The organism is Mesorhizobium sp. P2_F5, assembly GCF_056403715.1.
In genome coordinates this window covers 24,094-48,978 of record NZ_JBFUEY010000011.1, presented here as the reverse complement: position 1 = coordinate 48,978, position 24,885 = coordinate 24,094, and the positions used below count along the sequence as shown (strand labels likewise).

Below are 24,885 nucleotides of genomic sequence, written 5' to 3'. Positions count from 1 at the left end.
CGTCCGGAATTGCGACAACCAAGACCGTGCAATCATGAGCGTCATTCCCAAAATCGGTCTGCCGAAAGGCCGCGCCGGCCAGTTCATCGTCGATGGCGTCGCCGATGGCTACGAAGCCTTTGCGCTGGTGCAGGCGATCCATGAGATCGCGCCTGACAAACCGGTGCTGTTCGTGGCGCGCGACGGCCAGCGCCTGCCGGCAATCATCGAAGCGCTGACCTTTGCCTCGCCCGGCCTGCCGGTGCTGGAACTGCCGGCCTGGGACTGTCTGCCCTATGACCGCGTTTCGCCTGGCTCGGATGCCGCCGCCAAGCGGCTCGATGCGCTGACGGCGATGATCGCGCTGGCAAAAAAGCCGCATCGCGCCGTCATCCTGACCACCGCCAATGCCTTGTTGCAGCGCATTCCGCCGGCGGACCTTGTCGAGGCGCAGACGTTCCACGCAAAGCCCGGCAACCAGATCGATATGAACGCGCTGGTGTCGCGGCTGGAGATCTCCGGCTTCGAGCGGGTGCCGACGGTGCGCGGCGTCGGCGAGTTCGCGGTGCGCGGCGGCATCCTCGACCTTTACGCGCCCGGCTGGACAGAAGCGCTGCGGCTCGACTTCTTTGGCGACACGCTGGAATCGATCCGTGTCTTCGACGCAGCCACCCAGCGGACCACCGGCCAGCGCAAATCGATGGCGCTGCAGGCGATGAGCGAAGTGGCGCTGACGCCCGAAACCATCAGCCGCTTCCGCCGCTCCTATATCGAGGCCTTTGGCGCACCGCAGCGCGACGACGGGCTTTATGCGGCGGTGAGCGAAGGCCGCCGTTTCGCCGGCATGGAGCACTGGTTGCCGCTGTTCTATGAGCGGCTGGAGACGGTGTTCGACTATCTGCCGGATGCGCCTGTCATCTTCGATCATCTGGCGCATGAGGCACTGGCTGAACGCCACACGCTGATCCTCGACCACTACGAGGCGCGCCGCAAACAGGCCGACGCGGCCTTGAAGGATGCCGTGCCTTACAAGCCGGTGGCGCCGGACCTGCTCTATCTCTCGCCGGAAAATCTCGTGGCGTCGCTTGGGCCACGCGAAGCCATCGACTTCACCGCCTTCGATGCGCCCGATGTCGGAGCCAAAAAAGTTTTCCACGGCGGTTCGCGCCATGGCCGCAGCTTTGCCGAGGAGCGCGCCGACCCCAACGCCAACGTCTTCGACGTCGTCGTAAAACACATTGCTAACGAGCGCGCGGCGCGCCGCCGCGTCATCGTCGCCGGCTGGACAGAAGGCTCGCTAGACCGGCTCGGCCAGATCCTGGCCGAACATCATCTCGGCAATCTCGTGCCGGTGGCGACGCTGGCCGAGGTGGAAAAGTTCGAGCCGGGGCAGGCCGCCCTTGCCGTGCTGCCGCTGGAATCCGGCTTCGAGACCGAACAGCTGGTCGTCGTTGCCGAGCAGGATATTCTCGGCGACCGGCTGATCCGGCGTTCCAAGCGCAAGAAGCGCGCCTCCGACTTCATTGCCGAGGCCTCTTCGCTGTCGGCCGGCGACATCGTCGTCCATGCCGATCACGGCATTGGCCGCTTCATCGGCCTGCGCACCATCGAGGCGGTCGGCGCGCCGCATGACTGCCTGGAAATCCATTATGCCGGCGATGACCGGCTGTTCCTGCCGGTGGAAAACATCGAGCTTCTGTCGCGTTACGGTTCGGATTCGGCCGAAGCCTCACTCGACAAGCTTGGCGGCGGTGCCTGGCAGTCGCGCAAGGCGCGGCTGAAGAAACGCCTGCTCGACATGGCCGGGCAGCTGATCCGTATTGCCGCCGAACGCCAGATGCGTACCGCTCCGCCCATGGTGCCGGCGGACGGGCTCTATGGCGAATTCTCGGCGCGCTTCCCCTATGAGGAGACCGACGACCAGCAGGGCGCGATCGATGCCGTCATGGACGATCTCGGCGCCGGCAAACCGATGGACCGGCTGATTTGCGGCGATGTCGGCTTCGGCAAGACGGAAGTGGCGCTGCGCGCCGCCTTCATCGCTGCGATGGAAGGGTTCCAGGTCGCCGTGGTCGTGCCGACGACGCTTTTGTCGCGCCAGCATTTCAAGACCTTCTCGCAGCGCTTCTCCGGCCTGCCGATTCGTGTTGCCCAGGCCTCGCGGCTGGTCGGCGCCAAGGAACTGGCGGAAACCAAGAAAGGCATCGCCGAGGGCCAGGTCGACATCGTCATCGGCACCCATGCGCTGCTCGGATCGGCGATCTCGTTCAAGAATCTCGGCTTGCTGATCATCGACGAGGAGCAGCATTTTGGCGTCAAGCACAAGGAACGGCTGAAGGACCTCAAGACCGATGTCCATGTGCTGACGCTGTCGGCAACGCCGATCCCGCGCACGCTGCAGCTTGCCTTGACCGGGGTGCGCGAACTGTCGCTGATCGCCACGCCGCCGGTCGACCGCATGGCGGTGCGCACCTTCATCTCGCCCTTCGATCCGCTGGTCATCCGCGAGACACTGCTGCGCGAGCGCTACCGTGGTGGCCATTCTTTCTACGTGGTTCCGCGTATCAGCGATCTCGCCGAAATCCATGATTTCCTGAGGGAATCCGTGCCGGAGCTGAAGGTGGCGGTGGCCCACGGCCAGATGCCGCCCGGCGAACTCGACGACATCATGAATGCCTTCTATGACGGCCAGTACGACGTGCTGCTGTCGACCACCATCGTCGAATCCGGGTTGGACATCCCGACCGCGAACACGCTGATCATCCATCGCGCCGACATGTTCGGCCTGTCGCAGCTTTACCAACTCCGCGGCCGTGTCGGCCGCTCCAAGGTGCGCGCCTATGCGCTGTTCACGCTGCCGGCCAACCGCAAGCTCACGGACACCGCCGAGCGCCGGCTGAAGGTGCTGCAGTCGCTGGACACGCTCGGCGCCGGCTTCCAGCTCGCCAGCCACGATCTCGACATCAGGGGCGCCGGCAATCTTCTCGGCGAAGAACAATCCGGCCACATCAAGGAGGTCGGCTTCGAGCTCTACCAGCAGATGCTGGAGGAGGCGGTGGCCGAGGTGAAGGATTCCGGCGAAGTGCAGGACGGCGGATGGTCGCCGCAGATCGCCGTCGGCACGGCTGTTATGATCCCGGAAAGCTATGTGCCGGACCTGCAGCTCAGGCTGGCGCTTTACCGCCGCCTCGGCGATCTCGAAAACACCGAGGAGATCGACGCCTTCGGCGCCGAGCTGATCGACCGTTTCGGCACGCTGCCGGAGGAAGTAAAACATCTGCTCAAGATCGTCTTCATCAAGGCGCTCTGCCGCAGAGCCAATGTCGAGAAGCTCGATGCCGGTCCCAAGGGCGTCGTCATCCACTTCCGCAAGCGCGAGTTCTCCAACCCGGTTGGGCTGGTCAAATACATCGGCGAACAGGGCTCGCTGGCCAAGATACGGGCCGATCACAGCGTGGTCTTCATCCGCGACTGGCCAACGGCGGAGAAGCGCCTGGCGGGTTCGGCGGTCGTCATGACGCAGCTGGCACGGCTGGTGGAGAAAGCCGCCTAGATTCCGCTTGGCAAAGATCGCTTCTGGGTCTGCGACGATTGGAGCCATTGAGGTATTTCGGCCCAAGGGATCAGATGGATCCTGCAACTCATCGCTGAACGGGGAAATCCATGAACCCGCAGACCTTCGATGAATACTGGCTCGGTTATCTCGCCGGCCATTCAAAACCTTCGACCCGGTTTATCCACTATCTCGGCCTGTTTTTCGCGCCGATCGCCGGGATTGCGGCATCTTTCATGGTCGTCTGGTGGGCTTTCCTGGTCATCATTCCGTTCTTCTACATCGCGGCTTTTCTCACCCACCCTTTCCTCGAGCACAACAGCAACAAGCCGTTCGCGGATCGGCCGCTGTGGAGCGCCATCGCCTTGCTGCGCATGCTTGCACTCGATCTGACGGGTGGGCTCGGTCGCCAGCTCAGGCGATTGAACGACGTCGCCCGATAGGCATGGCGACAGCGGTCGTCGCTCTCTGCTCGGCCATTCTGCTGCTTGGAGCCTGCTTTCACCTCTATTGGGGTTTCGGTGGGCGCCTTGGCGCCGGCGTCGCGTTGCCGCAACGCGAGGACGGCACTCCCGCCATCAAGGAGACGGCCTTCGGGGCGATGGCGGTGGGGTTGATCCTGGCGCTGGTGCTGCTGCTGGTTCTTGGCTTCGCTGGTGCCGTTCGCCTGCCGGTGCCGCAATCCTTGCTGAAGGTAGGCATCATCTTGTGGGCGCTTATCTTCACCGCGCGGGCGTTGAGCTGGTCCCAGTATTTCGGGCTGTTCAAGCGGGTCAGGACGACACGCTTTGCCAGCTACGACAGCTGGTTCTACAGCCCGTCATGCCTGCTGCTGGGGCTGGGCCTTTTCTATCTCGCTTTGTCGCAGACTGCAGAGTGAGCCGCCGGCCATCATTCGCCAGCGCTTGAATTCCGGTCTAGAATAGGAAATCGGCTTCGTGTATGGAGCCGCGAACCCCATATGGGGCGGGAATGGCGGGCAAAAGCACCGCTGGAAAGAGCGTTTGGGTGCAGCGATGACGAAATGGTCGCCGAATTCTTGGAGAGCAAAGCCGATCAAGCAGGTTCCTGCCTATCCGGACCTTGCCGCGCTGAAGAACACGGAAGCCCAGCTCGCCACCTTTCCGCCGCTGGTTTTTGCAGGTGAGGCGCGCAAGCTGAAGAAGCAGCTTGCGGCTGTCGCTGCCGGTGACGCATTCCTTCTCCAGGGCGGCGACTGCGCCGAGAGTTTCGCCGAGCATGGCGCGGACAATATCCGCGACTTCTTCCGCGTCTTCCTGCAGATGTCGGTGGTGCTGACCTTTGCCGGCGCGCAGCCGGTGGTGAAGGTCGGCCGCGTCGCCGGCCAGTTCGCCAAGCCGCGCTCGTCCGACAACGAGACCAAGGGCGAAGTGACGCTGCCGAGCTATCGCGGCGATATCATCAACGGCATCGAGTTTGACCCCAAGTCGCGCATTCCCGACCCGGCCCGCCAGGAGATGGCCTATCGCCAGTCGGCGGCGACGCTCAACCTGTTGCGCGCTTTCGCCCAGGGCGGCTATGCCAGCCTGGAGAACGTGCATCGCTGGATGCTTGGCTTCGTCTCTGACAGCCCGCAGGGCGAGAAGTATGGCATGCTCGCCAACCGCATCACCGAGACGATGGACTTCATGAAGGCCGTCGGCATCACCTCGGAAACCAATTACGCGCTGCGCGAGACCGACTTCTACACCAGCCACGAGGCGCTGCTACTTGGCTACGAGGAAGCGTTGACCCGCGTCGATTCGACCTCGGGCGACTGGTACGCCACGTCGGGTCACATGATCTGGATCGGTGACCGTACGCGCCAGCCCGACCATGCGCATGTCGAATATTGCCGCGGCATCAAGAACCCGCTCGGCTTGAAATGCGGGCCGTCGCTGACGCCGGACGGCTTGCTGGAGCTGATCGACCTGCTCAATCCGGAGAACGAGCCGGGCCGGCTGACGCTGATCGCCCGCTTCGGCTCGGACAAGGTCGCCGACCATTTGCCGAAACTGGTGCGCGCGGTGCAGAAGGAAGGCCGCAGCGTCGTGTGGTCATCCGACCCGATGCACGGCAACACGATCGAGGCCGCCGGCTACAAGACGCGGCCGTTCGACCGCATCCTCAAGGAAGTGCAGACTTTCTTCGAGGTGCATCGCGCCGAAGGCACGCATCCGGGCGGCATCCATGTCGAGATGACCGGCAAGAACGTCACCGAATGCACCGGCGGCGCCCGCGCCATCACCGCCGAAGAGCTGCAGGACCGCTACCACACCCATTGCGACCCACGCCTCAACGCCGATCAGGCGATCGAGCTGGCATTCCTGGTCTCCGACTTGCTCAAGAAGAGCCATCCGGTGCAGCACAAGCAGGCGGCCAACGGTTGAACCTTTTTTAGGTTGAAATGAGGAAAGCACCGGCGAAGTCCGGTGCTTTTTCTTTGGGGGGTCAGCGGCCGCGTTCCCAGCGCAATCCGTTGAGCCGGGGATCATTGGCGAAGGCGGTTCTGGAAAACTCGATGCGCCTTTCCGGAAATTCACAGATGGCCTGGACGCCGAACGAGCCGAGCCGGATGCGCCAAGTGTGCGGCTCCAACGGCTTGGCCTTGGCAAAGCCGCGGCATGTCAGCAGCGCCACATTGGCGCCCTTCGGATCGCGCGCCGAGCGGTAGCGGATCGCTTCCAGCGCGGCCTCGCGGGCGACATCGGCAATCCCCTGGCAGGCGGCGTAGTCGGTCGTGTGTGTCCACTCAGCCTCATCGCGGTCGAGTGGCGGCCGCGTCAGGTCGACTGCTTTATCGGTGCGGATCGCGGCGGCGAAGGCGGTGTATTCGGCGGCATCGTGCGGCCATGGCGTGTCGGGCGAATCGGCAAAGAACAGCAAGCGGTAGAAGGCCATTTCGGCGACCGCCGTCATGATCGTCTCCGCCGCGTAGTAGACGCCCAGAGTGCGGCCGGCGCGGCGGAAGCGCGAGCCGTAGGGATAGATGGAACCGTAGCGGAAGGGCGTTGCCAGGAGATAGTGGAGATGCCGGCACTCCATGGGGATCTGCGGCTTGGTCTCCTCGATCAGATCCTCGAGCAGCGCCTGTTCGTCCAGCGTGTCGACGACTTTCAGCGTCGAGACGCGGTGCTGCGCCTCGACCATGCGCCAGTATTTGCCGTCGAGCCGAGCGGCTTCAGACGAGAGCGCGTCGGGAGTCCAGATAGGCAATGACATCGACAAGCCCGGTAATGGTGAGGATCTTTTCAAGCGGGCTGCCGTCGAACGCCGTGTTGGCGTTCTTCAGCCATGCCCGGGCGATCGTCTCGTCACCGCCGACAATGGCGTCGAGCGAACGGAACAGCCGCACGAACAACACCGCGAGCTCGAACGGCTTGGTGCCACGCTCCAGCAGGAACTCCTGCCTGCGCATGCGCGAAACCGTGGCTTCCGAGACGCCGATGATCGACGCCAGCATCCTGGCGGTTATATCCAGGAGCTCGGCGGCGCGCAGCGTGGCCTTGGTCAGAACCGCGTTTTCGGCCGCCTTGGCGGCAGCATTGGGTTGTGTAATAGACATGGCCTCTCTCTTTCCATGGAAAATATAGTCCATGAAAATTCATATGGAAAGAGGCTGTGTCCGATAAATTTGGCTATGCCCGCGAATTGGCTAGAGCATGATGCCGAAAAGTGTGAAGCGGTTTTCGGACGACATCATGCTCTATCTCTTTGATTTAGAGACGGATTCAGATTTCAGGTCGACTCGACCTGAAATCATCCGGCTCTAGGCGCCGAAGCGTCAGTCTTTCTTGTAGAGCAGCCAGTTCTTGCCGGCACGGCCGGCCATCGTCGAATGCCTGGTGACGCGGTTGCGGCCGCCGACCTTGGAGCGGTAGAGCGCCCGGTCCGCCTTGGTGTAGAGATCCTCCGGGCTTTCGGCCTCGGAGGCCATGCAGATGCCCATGGAAACGGTCACGGTGCCGTAATTGGTGCCGGTCTGGCTGCTGGTGAACGGCGTCTGCTCGATCAGCACGCGGATGCGTTCGGCGATCTCGTAGGTGGTATCCTCGCTGGCGCCCTCGATGATCAGCGCGAATTCCTCGCCGCCGGTGCGGGCAACGAACATGTCTTCGCGGATGCTCGTCTGGAAGATTTCGGCGACGATCTGGATGATCTTGTCGCCGACCGGGTGGCCGTAGCGATCGTTGACATCCTTGAAATGGTCGATGTCGGCAAGGATCAGCGCGTTGAACAGGATGCCCTTGTTGGAGGTGTAAATCGCCGTGATTTGCTTGTCGAAGGCGCGGCGGTTCCAGATATGGGTCAAGGGGTCGGTGTCGGCGAGCCGCTTGTACTCCTCGAGCTTCGACTTGACGCTCTCCAGTTCCGCCGTCTTGTCGCTCAGCGTGGTGGCGACCTGTTTGCCATGGTCGAGGGTTGAATTGGTGGCCACCGCCATGGCGTTGGCCACCTTCTGCAGCAGATCCTGTGAAAGCAGGCTGCGGTTGGCCAGTCCGCTCGACGTTTCGTCGAGGATCTTGCCGTATTTCTCGATATGGATGCGTTCGCTTCGGAGCAGCGAAGCGATGTCCTCGAGCTCCCTGGCCAGCACATCGCGCGCGTGCTCGACAATGCCGGGACCATGATGTTGAGCAAAGAAGGCGCGGCCGATGCGGTCGAGATCGTCCTGCGTCGGCCGGTTGCCGAGCGCGACGACGGCAAGGCTGAGTTCGCGATTGGTGCCTTTCAGCGCTTCGTAGAAGATCTCGTAATTGCGTGGCAGGCCAAGTACGCCGAGCTGGCGCATGGTCGCCACAACGGCTGTTGCAATGTCGCTGTTTCGGTCGGTCTGGACGGCTGCCGGCTGCATATTCTGTTCACTCTACCCCTGGGAACCATCGCAGACTTGCGCGTGCGAGATGTCGCCGACCGGGGGAGAACCAGCCGTATTTCGGATCATCTTACGAAGGACGCGTCCCCAATCGCGACCTTCGCTTGGCAACGACCATAGATGCGCTGGCGCTAAAGTTTCCTTAATGTGCCGCAAGGTAATGCGATTATTCTACCTCAGGCTGCAGCAGCGTGTTGCAACCATCCTGAGGTGAAGTCCGAACGCGCCCGTTCCGTGTCGCATTTGCTGGTGCCCGGTTGCGGCAAAACTGAAATCCTCTCCGGTGGCGGCGAAGCCGTGAACGATGGCCGGCGGAGGGCGGGAATGAGCAATAACAACAGCGGATCGTGCCTGTGCGGGGCGGTGCATTTCCAGACGCAAGGGCCGTTGCGCGGCGTGATCTATTGCCACTGTTCCCAATGCCGCAAGCAGAGCGGGCATTTTTACGCCGCAACCAATGTCGCCGATGGCGACATCACCATAACCGGCACGGACAACATCACCTGGTACGAAGCGTCGTCCTTTGCCAAGCGCGGCTTTTGCAAGACATGCGGCTCGGTGCTGTTCTGGAAGCCGGGCCAGGACGCCTATGTCTCGGTTTTGGCCGGGTCGTTCGATGCGCCGACCGAGCTCGAGGGCGAATGCCATATCTTCGTCAGCGACAAGGGCGACTACTACACGATCGACGATGGGTTGCCGCAGTTCGAGAAGTCGACGCCGGCGATCAAGGTTGCGGACGAGTGATTTTTGCCGCTGCTGCCTTATTCCCTTGATCCAGCCATTGCGTTATCCCCTGCCGGTGATTCGAAGGGGATACGCGGGCATGCAGCGGCTGATCGATGCTTTCTTCAATTCGGTGCGGGCTTTCCGCAAGCTCGCGGCCAGCGAAAAGGCGTTCCAGCAGGAACTGATGCTGCTGGTGCTGGCGCTGCCGCTCGGCTGGTTCGTCTCGGTGTCGTGGCGTGGCTATGCGCTGCTGATCGGCGCCGTGCTGCTTTTGATCATGGTCGAGGTGTTGAACACCGGCATCGAGGCGGCCTGCGATGCCTTCAGCCGCGAATTCAACGTCGATATCCAGCTCGCCAAGGATTGCGGCTCGCTGGCGGTGCTGATTTCGGTGGTGATGGTCGCCGGTGTCTGGGGCATCGCCATCATCGAGCGCATCACGGGTCTACCGATCTGATCTAACGGTTCCCATATGTCGGTCACTAAAGGAGACCGACATGACCGCGCCCGCCAATTCCCTCTTGCTTGAACGTGCCGGCCTGCCGGACGATCTGCGCTGGCTGGTGCAAAAATATCCGCGCGAAAACTGGCAGGGTCACGCCAACATCCATGGCCTGGCCAATATGTGGCTGCAGCGGCACGACATGTTCCGCGAGCTCGGCGGCATGCTGACCAACGGCATTGGCGACTATCGCGAAGGCAGGCTGACGGCGCCGGATTTCGCCCGCTGGTTCGCGCCGCGCCTCAACCATTTCCTCGGCAATCTCGACGGCCACCACAATGTCGAGGACTACCAATACTTTCCGGCTTTCGCCAAGGCCGAGCCGCGCCTGAAGCGCGGCTTCGAAATCCTCGATGCCGATCACCACGCCATCCATGAAGGGCTGGAGCGCAACGCCGAGGCGGCGAACGCCTTCATCCGTACGCTTGAGGAGAGCGAGGACAGGCAGCGCTTCGCCGCCGATGCCTATGCGGACGAGAACAGCCGGCTGATCGCCATGCTGAAGCGGCATCTTGCCGACGAGGAGGATCTCATCATCCCGCTGATCCTCGATCGCGGCGACCGCGCTCTGGTCGAGGACGACGACTGAGCTTTCCTAAGCGGCTTCGCTGTCGCGGGCGTCCTTGGCGCGCTCCTTGCCGGCGACGGTGCGAGCGATGAGCCAGGCAAGGATGGCGGCGGCAAGGCCGATGGCCAGCGCGATCAGCAGCCGTTCGTGATGGAGCAGTGCCTTGCCGATCATCTGCTCGGCGCCCAGGCCAAAGACATAGCCGATACCGCAGAACAAAGCCGCCCAGACCAGCGACGAGATGGCGTTGAGGATGACGAAGCGCAGCACCGAAATGCTGGCGAAGCCGGCCGCGATGCCGCCGACCAGGCGCAGGCCGTAGATATAACGGTTGGACAGCACGAAGATGTTGGGATGCGACGAGACCAGGCGGTAGGCGTGGTTAAAGCCGGGCCGCGCCTTCAGTTTCAGCACCCTGGGATGGTCGGCAAAGCTGCGGCCGAGGACGAAGAAAAACGTGTCGCCGACAAAGGCGCCGATCGCCGCCGTGAGGAAAGCCTTCCAAGGGACGAAGACATGCTGGTGGGCGAAGAAGCCGCCAAGGATGGCCGCACTTTCGCCTTCGGCGACACAGCCCAGGAAAACCGCGATCAGCCCATATTGCTCGATGAGGTGATGGACGATCCCGGTCATTGAGACGTTTGCCGGCCCGACAGTCTTTCGTCGATGCGGCTCACCTGTTCAGCCAGGCGCGCTATGTCCTCACGCACGCCGATGATCTGACTGTGACGCAGCTCGTCCAGCTTTTCATGCAGCGCCATGATTTCGATCTCGGCCTTGAGATTGACCTCGTAGTCGTGCGCGGCATCGATGCGATCGCGCGCGGCCTGGCGGTTCTGCGACATCATGATCACCGGCGCCTGCAAGGCGGCGATCATCGACAGCACAAGATTGAGGAAGATGAACGGGTAGGGATCGAACGAGTCCCTTCCTAGCAGCCACCAATTGGCGCCGATCCACAGGACCAGAAAAGCGATGAAGGACAGGATAAACGTCCACGAGCCGCCGATGCGGGCGATGGCATCGGCGATGCGGTCGCCGGCGCCCTGAAGACCGGCGAGACTTTCATTGATGTCCTGCGATATCGGCTTGCGGTCGACAGTGCTCTGCAACACCCGCCGCTCGAGCTCGCTGAGGGTCTCAGGCGTTCGCCTCAGCCAGCGGTCGGCCAATTCGGGCACGGTCTTATGCATGGTCGCCTCCATGGTCAGCGTCTGGCCTAGACCTAGAGACTACCGGCGCGAACGGGAAGTGGTAGATTGCCGCGTCCACCGACAGTGAATCAGGACGCCAATGGCTGACTTCCACAGGATTCGTGCCCGTGCGGCAAAACGAAAAGGCAGCGACGCGGTGCTGACGGAGCTGCTCGGGCCTTTGCCCGACAATGCCGCCGTGGCCAAGATCACTGACGACCGTATCCTGTCGACGATGGCCGAACGGGTGTTTGCCGCCGGCTTCGTGTGGCGCGTCATCGAGCAGAAGTGGCCCGGTTTCGAGGAAGCCTTCCTGCATTTCGAGCCGAAGCGGCTGTTGTTCCAGCCTGATGATTTCTGGCACGATCTGACGGCCGACAAGCGCATCGTGCGCAATCCGCAGAAGATCAAATCGGTGCGCGACAACGCCGCTTTCGTCGAGCGCGTATCGAAGGAGCATGGCGGCTTCGGCAAGTTCCTGGCTGAGTGGCCGGCGGACGACCAGGTCGGGCTGATGGCGTATCTTGGCAAGCATGGCAGCCGGCTCGGCGGCAACACCGGCCAGTATTTTCTGCGCTGGCTGGGCTGGGACGCTTTCGTCATCTCGGCCGATATGGCGGCAGCGTTGCGCGACGCAGGCCTCGATATCGCCGAAAGCCCGACCTCGAAGCGAGACCTCGACAAGATCCAGGCGCAGATCAATCAATGGGTGGCGGACACGAGGCTGTCGCGTCGGCACATCTCGCGCATCCTGGCGATGTCGATCGGAGAGAACCATTCGCCACAATCGCTGCGCGAGTATATGGGCGACGACTGATCACGGGCTGCCTCGCTACGATCCGCATGTCGAGCGATAAGACACGATCGGCTAATGCCGATCGGTCTGGATTGGTCCAAACGAACGCCATTGCCCGGGCAATTCTGCCGCGCTAAACCGCAGGCATGACCAAGAAGACCGCTCCCGATATTCTGCGCATCGCCGTTGCCCAGCTCAATCCGACGGTCGGCGATGTCGCCGGCAACCTTGCCAAGGCGCGCGAGGCGAGGGCGGACGCCGCCCGCCAGGGCGCCGACATCGTGCTCTATACCGAGCTTTTCCTGGCCGGTTATCCGCCGGAAGATCTGGTGCTGAAGCCGGCCTTCCTCAAGATTTGCGAAAAGGCCGCGCAAGACTTCGCCGGGGATACCGCCGATGGCGGGCCGGGCGTCATTATCGGCACGCCGCTGAAGCGCAAGAGCGGCACCCACAATTCGATCATCTTCGCCGATGGTGGCAAGATCCTGGCCGAGCGCTACAAACTCGATTTGCCCAACTATGGCGAGTTCGACGAGAAGCGCGTCTTCCAGGCCGGACCCGAGGCTCAGGGACCCGTCAACTTCCGTGGTGTGCGCATCGGAATTCCGATCTGCGAGGACATCTGGGGCGACGTCGGTATCTGCGAAACCCTGGCCGAAAGCGGAGCGGAGATCCTGCTGGTGCCGAACGGCTCGCCCTATTATCGCGCCAAGATGGATGTCCGCCATCAGGTCGTTATCCGCCAGGTCATCGAAACCGGTTTGCCGATGATCTATGCCAATCAGATCGGCGGCCAGGATGAGTTGATCTTCGACGGCGCCTCTTTTGCCATCGGCGCCGACAAGACGCTCGCCTTCCAGATGAGCCAGTTCGAGGAGACGGTCGACGTCACCACCTGGAAGCGAACGGATGCCGGCTGGGTCTGCTCGGAAGGGCCGATGTCGAAAATCCCCGAGCGCGAGGAAGCGGACTACCGCGCCTGCATGCTGGGCCTGCGCGACTACGTCAACAAGAACGGCTTCAAGAACGTCGTGCTCGGCCTGTCCGGCGGCATCGATTCGGCGATCTGCGCCACATTGGCCGTCGACGCGCTCGGCGAGGAGCGATTGCGCGCGGTGATGATGCCCTACCGCTACACCTCGAAGGATTCGCTGAAGGATGCCGAGGACTGCGCCCGCGCGCTCGGCTGCCGCTATGACATCGTGCCGATCTTCGAGCCGGTCGAAGGGTTTCTGCATGCGCTGACGCAGCTTTTCGAAGGCACCAAGGAAGGCATCACCGAGGAGAATTTGCAGAGCCGCGCGCGTGGCACCATCTTGATGGCGATTTCCAACAAGTTCGGCTCGATGGTCGTCACCACAGGCAACAAGAGCGAGATGTCGGTCGGCTACGCCACGCTCTATGGCGACATGAATGGTGGCTTCAACCCGATCAAAGACCTCTACAAGATGCAGGTCTATGCGCTGTCGCGCTGGCGCAACAGCCATGTGCCGCCCGGCGCGCTCGGGCCTTCCGGCGAGGTCATCCCGAAGAACATTATCGACAAGGCGCCTTCAGCCGAATTGCGCGAGAACCAGACCGACCAGGATTCGCTGCCGCCCTATCCGGTGCTGGACGACATTCTGGAATGCCTGGTCGAGAACGAGATGGGTGTCGACGACATCGTCGCGCGCGGCCACGACCGGGCGACGGTGACGCGCGTCGAACATTTGCTCTACATTGCCGAATACAAACGCCGGCAGGCCGCGCCGGGCGTGAAGATCACCAGGAAGAACTTTGGCCGCGACCGCCGCTATCCCATCACCAACCGTTTCAGGGATCGCGGCTAATAATCTGATTTCATTGACTAACCTTTGCGGCTTGCATGCTTCAAGAACGGCAAGCTCCGGGCGCGGCATCTGCTTCTGGTACGGCACGCTGGGCAGTCATCGACCGGACGAGACGTTCGGCCGCCCCTTATTCTTTGCGAGGCACTATGCCCGACTGTGAAATCAGCTTCGACATGTCACGGATCGATTTCCGGGCGACCTCCGACCTGTTGATGGCGAGCTACTGGGGCGCCGGCCGCAGCGATGAGTTTCATCGCCGCGCCTTTGCCAATTCGCTTTGCGCCGGCGCCTATGTCGAAGGGAATCAAGTCGGTTTTGGCCGGGCCATCACCGACCGTACGGTGTTTGCATATCTCGCCGACATCATCATCTGGCCGCAGCATCGCGGCCAGGGCATTGGCTTGCAACTGGTGCGGGCGCTCGTCGATAGCCCTGAACTCAGCACGGTCTCGCACTGGAGCCTGTCGACCAGCGACGCGCACGGTGTCTATGAGAAGCTGGGCTTCAAGGCATCGACCGATGGCCGTTACATGCGCCTCGATCGCAACCCGGAATGAGAGATGCGCCGCGCGGGCTCGCCCGCCCGTTGTTGCAAAATAACCTCACTGGTTGGACCAGTTACGCTTTTGCGGCGCGCCCGGTCTTGGCGATCCGCTGAGGCGTCTCTATAAGGGCCGCTCCGCAATTGTGTTGCGGGAGGTCCGAATGGCAGTATTTCACATGGTAATGCGAGGCCGCGAAGCCTAGGTCTCACCTGGTGTCCGGCGAAGGTTTGACCTTCGCGGCGATGCCGGGTCGAGTACAGGCTTCTGCCGATGCCGGTCGCCACCCGATATCTAGGGCGCGCCGCCACCTATGCCGAACCTCCGCAGCCCCGGGCGAATTGCCCAGCGCGGTTTTCAATTTTCGACCTTACCGGGACCGGGCATTTTTGCGCCCGGATGACATCATGGCTCGTTTTCGAATCGATCTGCGCGCAAGCGCCTTTCGCAGCGTTCTTGGCTTCACGTTCAGCCACTGGCGGCGCCAGCCTTGGCGGCTTTCGCTGATCATGGGCGGCTTCCTGCTGTCGACCCTGGCCGACGTGTTGACGCCGCTCTATTCCGGCCGGCTGGTCGACGCCGTCGCCAGCAGTGCTGGGGCCGACGATGTCGCGTGGAATGCGGCAATGGCGGCGTTCTTCGCGCTCGTCGCCTTGGCGCTGACCGGCGTGGTGCTGCGCAACCTCGCTTTCATGGGCATTGTCGAGCTGACGCTGAAGATGATGGCCGATATCGCCGCTGACGCGTTCCACCGCGTGCAGCGCTTTTCCACCGACTGGCACGCCAACAGCTTTGCCGGCTCGACGGTGCGCAAGGTCACGCGCGGCATGTGGGCGCTCGACCTGCTCAACGACACGATCCTGATCGCGCTTTTGCCGTCGGTCGCCATGCTGGTCGGCTCGACGCTGCTGCTCGGCTGGTTCTGGCCGCTGATGGGGCTGGTCGTAGCAGTCGGCTCGGTGCTGTTCATCATGGTGACGGCGATGCTGTCGCTCGGCTATGTCGCGCCCGCGGCACGGCTTGCCAACAGCTGGGATACGCGGCTTGGCGGGTCGCTTGCCGATGCGGTGAGCTGCAACGCCGTGGTCAAGGGCTTTGGCGCCGAGACGCGCGAGGAAACGCGGCTTGCCAAGGTCGTCGCCAAATGGCGTGCCCGCACGCGCCGCACCTGGGTGCGCGGCACCATCAACGGCACCACGCAAGGCGCCATGCTGCTGGTGCTGCGGACGGCGGTGATCGGACTGTCGCTAATGCTTTGGGCGTGGGGCCAGGCGAGTGCGGGCGATGTCGCCTTCGTGCTGACCTCGTTCTTCGTGCTGCAGGGCTATCTCAGGGATATCGGCACCCATATCCGAAATCTGCAGCGTTCGATCAACGACATGGAGGAACTGGTCGACTTCCAGTCGCAACCGCTTGGCATCGAGGACCGGCCCGGCGCTCAGCCGATCCGGATCACGCAGGGACGTATCGGCTTCGACAACGTCACCTTCCACTATGGCAGCCATCGCCTGCCGCTCTACCGCGACTTTTCGGTGGATATTGGTGCGGGCGAGCGGGTCGGACTGGTCGGTCATTCCGGCTCGGGCAAGACGACGTTCGTCAAGCTGATCCAGCGCCTCTACGACGTCAGCGGCGGCAAGATCCTGATCGACGGCCAGGACATCTCTGCTGTGGCGCAGGCGTCGCTGCGCGCGCAGATCGCCATCGTCCAGCAGGAACCGATCCTGTTCCACCGCTCGCTGGCCGAGAACATCGCCTATGCCCGGCCGGACGCTACACAGGCCGAGATCGAGCATGCCGCCAGGCTCGCTAGCGCGCACGATTTCATCACCAGCCTGCCGAAGGGGTATGGCACGCTGGTCGGTGAACGCGGCGTGAAACTGTCGGGTGGCGAGCGTCAGCGCGTGGCGATCGCGCGTGCCTTCCTGGCGGACGCACGCATCCTGATCCTGGATGAGGCGACATCGAGCCTCGATTCGGAATCGGAAGTGCTGATCCAGCAGGCGATGGAGCGGCTGATGGTCGGCCGCACGACGCTGGTCATCGCGCACCGGCTGTCGACAGTGCGCGCGCTGGACAGGCTCTTGGTGTTCGATCGCGGCAAGATCGTCGAGGAAGGCTCGCATGACCAGCTGATCCGGCTCAAGGGCGGCATCTACCGCCGCCTGTTCGAGCGCCAGGCGCTGGAACTGACCAAGGGCCTGGTTATCTGAGCCGAATGCAGAGCCCTATCTGAGGGACAGGGCTCTGCATTGGCTCATCCGGGCATTCGTTGGAATGGCTGCAAGGCGGGGTCGATCGTGTCCCAGGCATGGCCGCGGACGGTGTAGGTGACCGCGTGCGGATTGAACTGGCCAGGATCGTCAAGGCTGGTGGCATGGATCGCAGTCAGCTCGGGCATGGCGACGAAGGTCAAATAGAGCGGCGTGCCGCAGGTCGGGCAAAAGGCCTGGACCTTTTCATTGCCGCTGTCGGCGATCATCCGCCAGGTGCTTGGCTCGCCGGTGATCTTTACGTCAGCGCGCCGGCCGAAGGTCACATAGGACCCATGGCCCGTGCCGCTGCGCTTCTGGCAATCAAGGCATTGGCAGTGGTTCTGAAAGATCGGCTCGCCGCTCGCTTCATAACGGATCGCGCCGCAGGCGCAGCCGCCGATAAAATGCTTGGTCATCGTCGTTCTCCCGCTGGCTGCTTCAGGCCGATTTCGGCTTGGCGAAAAGGTCGATGCCGGTGCCGGTTTCGAGGAAGGATTTCATGCTGGACAGCACGGCCGGCCAGCCCTGGCTGACGCCCTTGGCCATGCCGCTGCCGGCTTCGAGCTCGTCATGGCTGACGGTCAGCTTGACCATGGTGTCGTATTCCTCGATGGCGAACGTTACCCGGCTGTGCTTGGTCGGATCGTCGGCCTGCGAAGCGTTGGCCCAGGTCATGACCAGGCGGGTCGGCGGCGAGATTTCGACGACCTTGCCGATGAGTTCGACGGTGCGCTCGTCATTGGCGCGGATGTGTTCCCATTTCGAGCCCGGCTTCCAGTCGGAGACGTTCTCGTGGCCCCAGTAGCGCTTGGCGATATCGGGCTTGGTGATGGCCTCGAACACCTTTTGTGGCGTTGATCTGATATAGGTCACGTAGACAAAACTGGTGGTTTCCCGGGTCATTGGTCGTCTCCTTCGAGTTCTTGCTTCAGGTCGTGCAGCAAGCTCAGCCGCTGCCGTTCGAATTTGCGCACCCACCGCTCGTAGACTTCGTGCAATGGCACGGGGTTGATGAAATGCAGCTTTTCGCGGCCACGCTTGACCGTGCTGATCAGATTGGCCGCCTCCAAAAGGTCGATGTGCTGGGTCGCGGATTGCCTGGCCATGTCGAGGTTTTCGCAAAGCTGCCCGAGCGTCTGTCCGTTCTTCTCACAGAGAAGATCGAGCAGCCTTCTGCGTGTCGGGTCGCCCAGCGCTTTGAAAACCTTGTCGGCGTCCATCGGTCTCACTCATCTTGCAAACATAATATGCAGGTAAATACCTGCATGTCAAGCCGTGGCAAAGCATGGCCTGAAGGCAGGGATCTATCGATGTCGGACTGGAGCTGGATCGGCCGCGCCGGAGGCGTCAGAATCGCTGGCAAGCGCCTGTGCTGGCGCATGGGAATATGCTGCGGTCGCTGTGGAGTTGCGTCTAGGTTCTAGCGGCGAATTTGTACGGATCGGCGCAGAAATGGGCGATAATCTGGCAAAGGTCCGGCTCGTTGACCATGCGCACGGCCTCGGCCGCATTGACCCATTTGCGGGTGCGCGCGCGCTTTTCCTTCCAGCGGTCGGAGACGCGTTCGACCTGCATCGGGAACACCAGCACTTCGCAAGGCACTTCCTCGCCGGACGCCAAGGCCTTGGCGTAGAAGTAACGGCCAGCCTCGAAATGAGAGATCTTGCCGCGCAATCCGGCTTCCTCGCCGGCCTCGCGCGCCGCAGCCTCGCAAAGCGGCTCCCTGGCCTCGGGCCAGCCCTTGGGCAGCACCCAGCGGCCGGTGTCGCGGCTGGTGATCAGCATGATTTCGATGCCGTTTTCGGTGGTGCGCCAGGGTAGCGCGGCAACCTGCAGACGGCACGGCGCGGTGCCGAAGAGTCGTTGGACCCTTTCAGCCAGGTGGTTGTGCGTCGTCGGTCTCGTCAGCATCAGAGAAGCTACCCCAGCCCTCAGAATCGTTTGCCATCACACGAATCTTACGAGGAAGTGTAAGTCATAAAAGTAAAAAACGTCACACCAACCCGTCAAATTTCGCCAACAAGTGTCGATTCAACAGAATATTGTGTCTGGCGGCGCCAGTTTCCACAGCAAACTGCGCGGGCCCGGCCACTTGGGCGGATAAAGGGGTGCTGCGAATCAGCCGGCGTGATCGTCGGCGATCGGCTTCTGGTAGGTAAAACCCATGTCCCAGGGAAAGTAGATCCAAGTGTCCTGGCTGACTTCGGTGACGAAGGTGTCGACCAGCGGCCGGCCTTTCGGCTTGGCATAGACGGTGGCGAAATGCGCCTTGGGCATCATGGCGCGCACGATGCCCGCCGTCTTGCCGGTGTCGGTGAGGTCGTCGATGATCAGCACGCCGGCACCGTCATCGGTAAGCAGGGCGGGCGTGATCTCCTTCAGCACCTGCAACTGCCCTTGGCTGGTGTAGTCGTGATAGGAGGCTACGCAGACCGTCTCGATGACGCGGATACCGAGTTCGCGCGAAATGATGGCGGCGGGGACAAGCCCGCCACGGGTGATGCAGACGATGGCTTTCCACTGACCCTTGTTGGCGCCGGCAAGACGCCAGGCCAGCGCCCGGGCGTCGCGGTGGAACTGGTCCCAGGAGACCGGAAAGGCTTTTTCGGGAAGGGACATTGTTGGTGCACTCCGCGCGCCGAGGGAATGCGCGCGGAATTAGCCGGAAAGGCTTGGGCTTGGCAAGGGCTGCAGCTCCCTTTGTTTTGACGCAATTCCGGACGGAAAACCGCGTCACACTTTTCCTGGAATTGCTTTAGCGCGACAGGAAAGCCGCCACCGGTACTGTGCGCAACACGGTTCGCGTGACGCCGCCGAACAAAAGCTGACGCAGCCAGGAATGGCTGTAGGCGCCGAGCACCAGAAGGTCGGCGCCGGTCTCGGCGATCCGGGTCTGGATGACGTCGTCGACAGAGGCGCCGCCCGACTTCTGCACCGACACGCTGACCGTCGCGCCGTGCCTGGACAGAGCCGCCGCGATCTCGGCGCCGGCTGCCTCCGGGTTCTCGTCCAGCGTGTCGGGCGGATCAATGACCAGAATGTCGGTCTTCTCGGCCTCGATGATGAAGGGCAGGGCGTCGAAGGCCGCCCGCGCTGCCTCCTTGCTGCCGTTCCAGGCAAGCAGCACGTGTTTGAAGGTGGTGACGAGCGGGCCGTCATGCGGCACCACCAGCACCGGCCGGCCGGCATCGTAGACCAGCGTGTCGACATCGGCGCTCGGATCTCCGCCGGTCTCGCGCTGAGCGGCGATGATCAGATCGGCGGCGCGGACATTGGAGATGCCGGTCAGCGCGCTGTCGCCGGAAAAGCTCTCAAAACTGCGCCATTCGAAGGAAAGGCCGGATTTCTCGATCTGCTTGAGGAAAAGCGCCTGCAGTTTTTCGGCGCGCTCGCGGTTCATGTCGGCGGAAACCTGCAGGAACTCGGTGTCGGGAAAACCGGTGGCGGAGGTGTAGGGAACGGGCAGCGCTTCGGCATGGATGCCGATGAGGTGGCTTTCGAACCGGTCGGCAAGCGGAATGGCACAGTCGAGAACGCGCTCGGCGTCCTGTTCGTTCTGCAATATGGCGACGATGGTCTTGAAGCGCATGGGAATCCCTCAAATCTGCCGGCGTCTGATGCGCCAGAGGGAAAACGTCGAAGTGCAGCGCTTGGTTCCGGCTCGGCGATGGGCCGCGAGTCCCCGATCAATTGGCGGCGGTAAAGCCGGCCACCATAGCCTCGACGTCCTTGCGCGCGGAATCCAGCGCCTCCTGGCTGCGGGCGCGGACGACCAGCTCCGTCCAGAATTTGCCATCGCCATATTTCGGGTAGGAGCCGATGATCGTGTCGGGATGCGCCTTCTGGATGTCGCCCAAGGGACCGCCGATCAGGCCTTCGCCGAACGGGCAATGGACGGTGGCCGACAGCATTTTTGTGCCGGCCTTCAGCGTCGGCACGACGTTGTCGAGCATAGCCTGGAAGATCGACGGCACGCCGGCCATGACATGGACATTGCCGATGCGAAAGCCGGGCGCGACGGAGACCGGGTTGTCGATATGGTCGGCGCCGCGCGGCATGCGCGACATGCGCTTGCGCGCCTCGGTGTATTCGATGCCGCGAGCGGCATAGCTCTCGCCCAGCATGGCATAGGCCTTGGCGTCATATTCGCAGGGCACGCCGAAGGCCTTGGAGATCGAATCCGCGGTGATGTCGTCATGCGTCGGGCCGATGCCGCCGGTGGTGAAGACATAGGTGTAGCGGGCGCGCACGGCATTCACCGCCGCGACAATCTCGTCCTCTTCGTCGGGAACGATGCGCACTTCCTTCAGGTCGATGCCGATGGCCGTCATGATGTCGGCGAGGTGGCCGATATTTTTGTCCTTGGTACGGCCGGACAGAATCTCGTCGCCGATGACAAGCATGGCGGCAGTGACGATTTCAGGCATGGAAAGCTCCGGCGGAAAGGCGCCTCAGGGCAGACGGGGTCGCCCTGGGCAGACAAGGTTGCCTGAGATAGCGCGACATGGAACGGGCGGCAATGTCGACAGAAGCCGCCACCTGCCTTGCCGTGCGTTCGGCAGTGGGTGATGGTGCGCGCCCAGGCCGCTCCGGGTGAAAAATGCTGGTATCGATTCTGCTATGGCTTGTCGCCGGCCTGTTTGTGCTGGCTCTCGTCATCATCGCCTGCCTGGTGGCGGCGACGCTCTGGATCGCCGCCAAGGCCGAAAGGCTGGTGCCGGCCGGCGGACACTTTGTCGAGATCGACGGCAACCGCATCCACTATATGGACGAGGGCGAGGGCAGGCCGATCGTATTCGTGCACGGGCTTGGCGCCCAGCTCCATCATTTTAGGCACACTTTGTTCGGACGCTTCGGCCCGGGCTACCGGCTGATCGCGCTCGACCGCCCGGGATCGGGCTATTCGGTGCGGGCGAAAGGCACCACCGGCCGCTTGCCTGAGCAGGCCGAGATCATCAGGCGTTTCATCGAAACGCTCGGGCTGGAAAGGCCGCTTGTGGTCGGGCACTCATTGGGCGGCGCCGTCGCGCTGACCCTGGCATTGGAACATCCCGACGCGATTTCCGGCGTCGCCCTGCTGGCACCACTGACGCATCTGGAAGCCGGCGTGCGCGAGAAAGCGGGCCTGCTCTATATCCGGTCGCGCCTGTGGCGTTGGGTAATGGCCTATACCGTCGCCATACCGACAAGCCTCAGATATGCGCGGCGGACAATGGAGTTCATCTTCGCGCCGCAGCCTGTTCCCGACGACTACATGATCCACGGAGGCGGATGGCTCGGGCTGAGGCCAAGCCATTTCCATGCGACCTCCACCGATTTCGTGGCGGTCGAACAGGATCTTGGCCGCATCGAGCGGCGTTATGGCGAGATCGCCATGCCGGCCGGAATTTTCTTCGGAACCTGCGACCGCGTCATCGCCATGCGCACCCACGGAGAGCCGATGAGGGACCGGATCGAAGGGGTCGATTTCGAGGCCGTCGACGGCCTTGGCCATATGCCGCAATTCGCCGAGCCGGACCGCGTCATCACTTTCATCAAGCGCCTCGCCGAGCGGGCATTCGCAGGCCGGACCATCAGCTCGGATTGAACCGGCCAATCGGCTGGCCACGACTTCACGCAGTGGTCACGCGAAGGTGTCGAAGCTCACGCGACTTCACGTTTTCTTGTCGGAACTTCGAGCTCGCTGGAGGATTCTTCCGCTGTCGCACGATAAGCGACGAGAAAATGGAATGGAGTACTTTCTATGCTTAGCAAGATCCTCGCAATCTCGATCTTTACGGTTGGCCTCGCCACCTCGGCGATGGTGCAGTCGTCCTATACCGCCCACACCCACCATCGCCCTGTTGCCAACGAGCAGATGATGAGCGTCGATCCGAACACCACCGGCAGCATCGATTCCTCAGGCCTGAACAGCCTGAGCAATACCGGCCCGGTTGGGCCTTGTGCTTCGAATACGGCGGGACCCGACGCCAATGCCGGGCTGAACGTCAACGATCACTATTGCGGCAAGTAATCAGGCCGTAGACTCGACTGACCGGCAGGATGCCTGAAACAGGGCATCCACGGCCGGCAGCGAGACAACTCACGCAAAAGATTAGTCGGAAACTTCGGTCTGTGGCCGATCGCGGCCATCGGCCAGTTCGTCGTGCCACTTGCCTTCGGAATCCTCATACTGGATGCCGTCCGTGGTTCCGGCGACCTGCTGCTCGGCCGAGGCGATCTCGGCGGCGCGCAGCGCGTCCTGGTGGGTGGGGAATGTCTCCGAGAATGTCGAACCGACCTTGTAGGCCCAGCCCCCGTCATGCTCGACGATCTTGTAAGTCAGCTTCGCCATGAAATCCTCCGGTTCGTCCGTTCGTTCAGTGCGGCCCGTTCAATGCAATTTGGCGTCGGGCAGCCGGTCTTCGGGAACCAGGACTTCCGATTCCTTGGCCGCTTCGATCAATGCCCGGCGCGCATCGGCCGTCGAACGATAACCTTCCAGCACTTTGAGGCAAGTGTCGAGAGCATCACGGTGGCGCGGGCCGCGATTGAGCGGCCAGACCGTCATCAGACACTCCGCCGCTTCCTGGGTGCTGCGGATTTGGCGATATTTGCCGACATGGCCGAGTTCGACCACGACGGGCGTTTCAAAAGGTTTGTTATCCATGATGGCCGCAACGCAAAGCAGCCAATTTGGTTGCAAAAGTGGCGGTCAGCCTGCGCCCAAACGTCACGTCGCGTTGGCGACGCGCCTTTAGGTCTTTGCCTGATGCATGCCGTTAGCCCAAAAACGGGTTCCACTTTTGGGCGACATGCATTGGCGTCTCAGTAACCGCAATCGTTGCGCAGCCGTCGGTGCATCCTGTCAGCCGTTCATCCAGTGCTGCATCGTCGTTACCGAACGTGCAAGTTGCGGTGCCGGATGGATTTTCTCGCCAAAGGTGGCGGCGGCGCGCCAGCCCCACCGCGGGTCGGCAAGGAAAGCGCGAGCCAGCGCCACCATATCGGCGCGGCCGTCGGCGACGATCGCTTCGGCCTGGGCGGGATCGTCGATCAGGCCGACGGCCCGCGTCGGGATGCTGGCGCCCTTGCGCACCGCTTCGGCCAGATGCACCTGATAGCCGGGGCCGATCGGCAGCTTTTGCAACGGCGAATTGCCGCCGCTCGAGCAGCAGAGATAGGCAATGCCCAGTGCTTTCAGCGCCTTGGCCACTTCGATCGCATCCTCGACCTCGAAGCCGCCATCGACCCATTCTTTTACGGACAGGCGTGTGCCAAGCATCAGGTTTGGAACGGCCTTCCTTACCGATTTGGCGATCTCGAGCAGAAAACGCATGCGGTTTTCCAGCGAGCCGCCCCAGCGGTCGGTGCGCTGGTTGGAGAGCGGCGACAGGAATTGGAAGATCAGGTAGCCATGGGCGGCGTGCAGTTCGAGGAAGTCGAAACCGGCGCGCTCGGCTCGCCTTGCGGCTTGAGTGAAGCGCTCGACCAACTGCAGGATTTCATCCTCCTCCAGCGCATGCGGCACGTTCCAGCCGCTGTCATAGGCGATGGCCGAGGCCGAGACGGTCTGCCAGGGATCCTCGCCCGGCTGCAGCGGACCACCGCCTTCCCAGGGTTTTCTGTTGGACGCCTTGCGCCCGGCATGGGCGAGCTGGATGCCGAACTTCATCCCCGGCGACGCGACGCGCCTGGCCGCGTCCAGTGTGCGCCGGGCGGCCGCCTCGTTGTCGTTGGAGTAGAGGCCGAGGCAGCCATGGGTGATGCGGCCGCGCCGCTCGACGTCCGTCATCTCGACGGTGACCATGCCGGCGCCCGACATTGCCAGGTTCATCCAGTGATAGAGATGCCAGTCGGTGGCCGACCCGTCGTCGGCGGAATACTGGCACATGGGTGCTACAGCGACGCGGTTCGGGAAGGTCAGGCCATCGAGGGTGATCGGCTGGAAAAGCGCTGCGGTCATCGAAAAACTCCGGGAGGGGCTGCAGCTATGTAGGCGACGGCAACTGACGGCACCAGACACGAGGCGGTGAAAGCCGGTGCTGGACCAATCATCGTTTCGGTTGCGCGGACACCGGTTCGCG

The 24,885-nt window shown here is 62.6% G+C and carries 28 protein-coding genes; 13 read left to right on the top strand and 15 right to left on the bottom strand.

The annotated features are described in order from the left end of the window. Positions 1-34: 34 nt before the first annotated feature. From mfd to AC1DYO_RS17265, 4 genes are all read left to right on the top strand, one after another. Complete coding sequence (gene mfd, locus AC1DYO_RS17280) at positions 35-3,532, top strand: transcription-repair coupling factor (protein WP_477265205.1); 3,498 nt, start codon at positions 35-37, stop codon at positions 3,530-3,532. 110 nt (positions 3,533-3,642) lie between these two features. Beyond that, positions 3,643-3,975 (top strand): Mpo1-like protein, encoded by a 333-nt coding sequence (locus AC1DYO_RS17275; RefSeq protein WP_477265203.1) that lies wholly within the window; start codon positions 3,643-3,645, stop codon positions 3,973-3,975. A 2-nt stretch (positions 3,976-3,977) separates the two neighbouring features. Further along, complete coding sequence (locus AC1DYO_RS17270; RefSeq protein ID WP_477265201.1) at positions 3,978-4,412, top strand: DUF3995 domain-containing protein; 435 nt, start codon at positions 3,978-3,980, stop codon at positions 4,410-4,412. Between the two features lie 136 nt (positions 4,413-4,548). Further along, positions 4,549-5,922 carry a class II 3-deoxy-7-phosphoheptulonate synthase gene (locus AC1DYO_RS17265; protein WP_477265199.1) on the top strand — a complete coding sequence of 458 codons (1,374 nt, stop codon included), beginning with the start codon at positions 4,549-4,551 and terminating at the stop codon, positions 5,920-5,922. A 61-nt stretch (positions 5,923-5,983) separates the two neighbouring features. Here AC1DYO_RS17265 and AC1DYO_RS17260 read toward each other — a convergent pair whose 3' ends face one another. The 3 genes from AC1DYO_RS17260 to AC1DYO_RS17250 form a co-directional block, all read right to left on the bottom strand. After that, entirely contained in the window at positions 5,984-6,754 is a 771-nt protein-coding gene (locus tag AC1DYO_RS17260; RefSeq protein ID WP_477265197.1) for an RES family NAD+ phosphorylase, read from the bottom strand. Then, positions 6,714-7,097, bottom strand: coding sequence for an antitoxin Xre/MbcA/ParS toxin-binding domain-containing protein (locus AC1DYO_RS17255; protein WP_477265195.1), 384 nt, complete (start codon positions 7,095-7,097; stop codon positions 6,714-6,716). Before AC1DYO_RS17255 ends, AC1DYO_RS17260 begins: the two co-directional genes overlap by 41 nt. 219 nt (positions 7,098-7,316) lie before the next feature. Next, positions 7,317-8,387, bottom strand: a complete 1,071-nt coding sequence (locus AC1DYO_RS17250) for a GGDEF domain-containing protein (RefSeq protein ID WP_477265193.1) — start codon at positions 8,385-8,387, stop codon at positions 7,317-7,319. Between the two features lie 345 nt (positions 8,388-8,732). Between AC1DYO_RS17250 and AC1DYO_RS17245 the strand changes: the two genes are divergently transcribed. From AC1DYO_RS17245 to AC1DYO_RS17235, 3 genes are all read left to right on the top strand, one after another. After that, positions 8,733-9,152 (top strand): GFA family protein, encoded by a 420-nt coding sequence (locus AC1DYO_RS17245; RefSeq protein WP_477265191.1) that lies wholly within the window; start codon positions 8,733-8,735, stop codon positions 9,150-9,152. Between the two features lie 79 nt (positions 9,153-9,231). Further along, positions 9,232-9,591 (top strand): diacylglycerol kinase, encoded by a 360-nt coding sequence (locus tag AC1DYO_RS17240; RefSeq protein WP_477265189.1) that lies wholly within the window; start codon positions 9,232-9,234, stop codon positions 9,589-9,591. A 40-nt stretch (positions 9,592-9,631) separates the two neighbouring features. Further along, entirely contained in the window at positions 9,632-10,225 is a 594-nt protein-coding gene (locus AC1DYO_RS17235; RefSeq protein ID WP_477265187.1) for a hemerythrin domain-containing protein, read from the top strand. 6 nt (positions 10,226-10,231) lie between these two features. On the opposite strand, the gene AC1DYO_RS17230 is transcribed toward AC1DYO_RS17235, so the two are convergent. Next, complete coding sequence (locus AC1DYO_RS17230) at positions 10,232-10,837, bottom strand: DedA family protein (protein WP_477265185.1); 606 nt, start codon at positions 10,835-10,837, stop codon at positions 10,232-10,234. Then, complete coding sequence (locus AC1DYO_RS17225; RefSeq protein WP_477265183.1) at positions 10,834-11,397, bottom strand: DUF1003 domain-containing protein; 564 nt, start codon at positions 11,395-11,397, stop codon at positions 10,834-10,836. Before AC1DYO_RS17225 ends, AC1DYO_RS17230 begins: the two co-directional genes overlap by 4 nt. A 100-nt stretch (positions 11,398-11,497) precedes the next feature. On the opposite strand from AC1DYO_RS17225, the gene AC1DYO_RS17220 reads away from it, so the two are divergent. The 4 genes from AC1DYO_RS17220 (at position 11,498) to AC1DYO_RS17205 (ending at position 16,777) form a co-directional block, all read left to right on the top strand. Next, complete coding sequence (locus AC1DYO_RS17220; protein ID WP_477265181.1) at positions 11,498-12,214, top strand: DNA-3-methyladenine glycosylase I; 717 nt, start codon at positions 11,498-11,500, stop codon at positions 12,212-12,214. A 125-nt stretch (positions 12,215-12,339) separates the two neighbouring features. Further along, positions 12,340-14,022: an NAD+ synthase gene (locus tag AC1DYO_RS17215; protein ID WP_477265179.1), complete on the top strand. Its 1,683-nt coding sequence runs from the start codon at positions 12,340-12,342 to the stop codon at positions 14,020-14,022. Between the two features lie 146 nt (positions 14,023-14,168). Continuing rightward, positions 14,169-14,579: a GNAT family N-acetyltransferase gene (locus AC1DYO_RS17210; RefSeq protein WP_477265177.1), complete on the top strand. Its 411-nt coding sequence runs from the start codon at positions 14,169-14,171 to the stop codon at positions 14,577-14,579. A gap of 392 nt (positions 14,580-14,971) precedes the next feature. Then, entirely contained in the window at positions 14,972-16,777 is a 1,806-nt protein-coding gene (locus AC1DYO_RS17205; protein WP_477265175.1) for an ABC transporter ATP-binding protein, read from the top strand. 44 nt (positions 16,778-16,821) lie between these two features. Here AC1DYO_RS17205 and AC1DYO_RS17200 read toward each other — a convergent pair whose 3' ends face one another. The 7 genes from AC1DYO_RS17200 to AC1DYO_RS17170 form a co-directional block, all read right to left on the bottom strand. Next, positions 16,822-17,235, bottom strand: a complete 414-nt coding sequence (locus AC1DYO_RS17200; protein ID WP_477265173.1) for a GFA family protein — start codon at positions 17,233-17,235, stop codon at positions 16,822-16,824. A gap of 22 nt (positions 17,236-17,257) precedes the next feature. After that, complete coding sequence (locus tag AC1DYO_RS17195; protein ID WP_477265171.1) at positions 17,258-17,722, bottom strand: SRPBCC family protein; 465 nt, start codon at positions 17,720-17,722, stop codon at positions 17,258-17,260. Further along, complete coding sequence (locus tag AC1DYO_RS17190) at positions 17,719-18,039, bottom strand: ArsR/SmtB family transcription factor (RefSeq protein WP_181061553.1); 321 nt, start codon at positions 18,037-18,039, stop codon at positions 17,719-17,721. Before AC1DYO_RS17190 ends, AC1DYO_RS17195 begins: the two co-directional genes overlap by 4 nt. Positions 18,040-18,232: 193 nt before the next feature. Further along, positions 18,233-18,730: an NUDIX hydrolase gene (locus AC1DYO_RS17185; RefSeq protein WP_477265168.1), complete on the bottom strand. Its 498-nt coding sequence runs from the start codon at positions 18,728-18,730 to the stop codon at positions 18,233-18,235. A gap of 207 nt (positions 18,731-18,937) precedes the next feature. Next, complete coding sequence (gene gpt, locus AC1DYO_RS17180; protein WP_181061551.1) at positions 18,938-19,438, bottom strand: xanthine phosphoribosyltransferase; 501 nt, start codon at positions 19,436-19,438, stop codon at positions 18,938-18,940. A gap of 136 nt (positions 19,439-19,574) precedes the next feature. Next, positions 19,575-20,408: a universal stress protein gene (locus AC1DYO_RS17175; RefSeq protein ID WP_477265166.1), complete on the bottom strand. Its 834-nt coding sequence runs from the start codon at positions 20,406-20,408 to the stop codon at positions 19,575-19,577. 97 nt (positions 20,409-20,505) lie between these two features. After that, positions 20,506-21,246: a competence/damage-inducible protein A gene (locus AC1DYO_RS17170; protein WP_181061549.1), complete on the bottom strand. Its 741-nt coding sequence runs from the start codon at positions 21,244-21,246 to the stop codon at positions 20,506-20,508. 173 nt (positions 21,247-21,419) lie between these two features. Here AC1DYO_RS17170 and AC1DYO_RS17165 point away from each other — a divergent pair, with 173 nt between their 5' ends. Together AC1DYO_RS17165 and AC1DYO_RS17160 are read left to right on the top strand one after the other, a co-directional pair. After that, positions 21,420-22,406 (top strand): alpha/beta fold hydrolase, encoded by a 987-nt coding sequence (locus AC1DYO_RS17165; protein WP_477265164.1) that lies wholly within the window; start codon positions 21,420-21,422, stop codon positions 22,404-22,406. Positions 22,407-22,562: 156 nt separating this feature from the next. Then, positions 22,563-22,832: a hypothetical protein gene (locus tag AC1DYO_RS17160; RefSeq protein ID WP_477265162.1), complete on the top strand. Its 270-nt coding sequence runs from the start codon at positions 22,563-22,565 to the stop codon at positions 22,830-22,832. Between the two features lie 81 nt (positions 22,833-22,913). Here AC1DYO_RS17160 and AC1DYO_RS17155 read toward each other — a convergent pair whose 3' ends face one another. The 3 genes from AC1DYO_RS17155 to AC1DYO_RS17145 all read right to left on the bottom strand — a co-directional run bounded on the left by AC1DYO_RS17155 (position 22,914) and on the right by AC1DYO_RS17145 (position 24,764). Further along, positions 22,914-23,153 carry a DUF2188 domain-containing protein gene (locus AC1DYO_RS17155; RefSeq protein ID WP_181061546.1) on the bottom strand — a complete coding sequence of 80 codons (240 nt, stop codon included), beginning with the start codon at positions 23,151-23,153 and terminating at the stop codon, positions 22,914-22,916. 39 nt (positions 23,154-23,192) lie between these two features. After that, positions 23,193-23,471 carry a DUF982 domain-containing protein gene (locus AC1DYO_RS17150; protein ID WP_032891817.1) on the bottom strand — a complete coding sequence of 93 codons (279 nt, stop codon included), beginning with the start codon at positions 23,469-23,471 and terminating at the stop codon, positions 23,193-23,195. Between the two features lie 195 nt (positions 23,472-23,666). Further along, complete coding sequence (locus AC1DYO_RS17145; RefSeq protein WP_477265159.1) at positions 23,667-24,764, bottom strand: NADH:flavin oxidoreductase/NADH oxidase; 1,098 nt, start codon at positions 24,762-24,764, stop codon at positions 23,667-23,669. Positions 24,765-24,885: the final 121 nt, after the last annotated feature.

Coding starts and splice junctions, on each gene's coding strand:
- AC1DYO_RS17225 (WP_477265183.1), bottom strand. CDS start 11,397: ATGCATAAGACCGTGCCCGAATTGGCCGACCGCTGGCTGAGGCGAACG.
- AC1DYO_RS17200 (WP_477265173.1), bottom strand. CDS start 17,235: ATGACCAAGCATTTTATCGGCGGCTGCGCCTGCGGCGCGATCCGTTAT.
- AC1DYO_RS17275 (WP_477265203.1), top strand. CDS start 3,643: ATGAACCCGCAGACCTTCGATGAATACTGGCTCGGTTATCTCGCCGGC.
- AC1DYO_RS17270 (WP_477265201.1), top strand. CDS start 3,978: ATGGCGACAGCGGTCGTCGCTCTCTGCTCGGCCATTCTGCTGCTTGGA.
- AC1DYO_RS17190 (WP_181061553.1), bottom strand. CDS start 18,039: ATGGACGCCGACAAGGTTTTCAAAGCGCTGGGCGACCCGACACGCAGA.
- AC1DYO_RS17205 (WP_477265175.1), top strand. CDS start 14,972: ATGGCTCGTTTTCGAATCGATCTGCGCGCAAGCGCCTTTCGCAGCGTT.
- AC1DYO_RS17260 (WP_477265197.1), bottom strand. CDS start 6,754: ATGTCATTGCCTATCTGGACTCCCGACGCGCTCTCGTCTGAAGCCGCT.
- AC1DYO_RS17210 (WP_477265177.1), top strand. CDS start 14,169: ATGCCCGACTGTGAAATCAGCTTCGACATGTCACGGATCGATTTCCGG.
- AC1DYO_RS17145 (WP_477265159.1), bottom strand. CDS start 24,764: ATGACCGCAGCGCTTTTCCAGCCGATCACCCTCGATGGCCTGACCTTC.
- AC1DYO_RS17220 (WP_477265181.1), top strand. CDS start 11,498: ATGGCTGACTTCCACAGGATTCGTGCCCGTGCGGCAAAACGAAAAGGC.
- AC1DYO_RS17235 (WP_477265187.1), top strand. CDS start 9,632: ATGACCGCGCCCGCCAATTCCCTCTTGCTTGAACGTGCCGGCCTGCCG.
- AC1DYO_RS17245 (WP_477265191.1), top strand. CDS start 8,733: ATGAGCAATAACAACAGCGGATCGTGCCTGTGCGGGGCGGTGCATTTC.
- AC1DYO_RS17215 (WP_477265179.1), top strand. CDS start 12,340: ATGACCAAGAAGACCGCTCCCGATATTCTGCGCATCGCCGTTGCCCAG.
- AC1DYO_RS17250 (WP_477265193.1), bottom strand. CDS start 8,387: ATGCAGCCGGCAGCCGTCCAGACCGACCGAAACAGCGACATTGCAACA.
- mfd (WP_477265205.1), top strand. CDS start 35: ATGAGCGTCATTCCCAAAATCGGTCTGCCGAAAGGCCGCGCCGGCCAG.
- AC1DYO_RS17165 (WP_477265164.1), top strand. CDS start 21,420: ATGCTGGTATCGATTCTGCTATGGCTTGTCGCCGGCCTGTTTGTGCTG.
- AC1DYO_RS17265 (WP_477265199.1), top strand. CDS start 4,549: ATGACGAAATGGTCGCCGAATTCTTGGAGAGCAAAGCCGATCAAGCAG.
- AC1DYO_RS17240 (WP_477265189.1), top strand. CDS start 9,232: ATGCAGCGGCTGATCGATGCTTTCTTCAATTCGGTGCGGGCTTTCCGC.
- AC1DYO_RS17230 (WP_477265185.1), bottom strand. CDS start 10,837: ATGACCGGGATCGTCCATCACCTCATCGAGCAATATGGGCTGATCGCG.
- AC1DYO_RS17170 (WP_181061549.1), bottom strand. CDS start 21,246: ATGCCTGAAATCGTCACTGCCGCCATGCTTGTCATCGGCGACGAGATT.
- AC1DYO_RS17185 (WP_477265168.1), bottom strand. CDS start 18,730: ATGCTGACGAGACCGACGACGCACAACCACCTGGCTGAAAGGGTCCAA.
- AC1DYO_RS17195 (WP_477265171.1), bottom strand. CDS start 17,722: ATGACCCGGGAAACCACCAGTTTTGTCTACGTGACCTATATCAGATCA.
- gpt (WP_181061551.1), bottom strand. CDS start 19,438: ATGTCCCTTCCCGAAAAAGCCTTTCCGGTCTCCTGGGACCAGTTCCAC.
- AC1DYO_RS17255 (WP_477265195.1), bottom strand. CDS start 7,097: ATGTCTATTACACAACCCAATGCTGCCGCCAAGGCGGCCGAAAACGCG.
- AC1DYO_RS17160 (WP_477265162.1), top strand. CDS start 22,563: ATGCTTAGCAAGATCCTCGCAATCTCGATCTTTACGGTTGGCCTCGCC.
- AC1DYO_RS17175 (WP_477265166.1), bottom strand. CDS start 20,408: ATGCGCTTCAAGACCATCGTCGCCATATTGCAGAACGAACAGGACGCC.
- AC1DYO_RS17155 (WP_181061546.1), bottom strand. CDS start 23,153: ATGGCGAAGCTGACTTACAAGATCGTCGAGCATGACGGGGGCTGGGCC.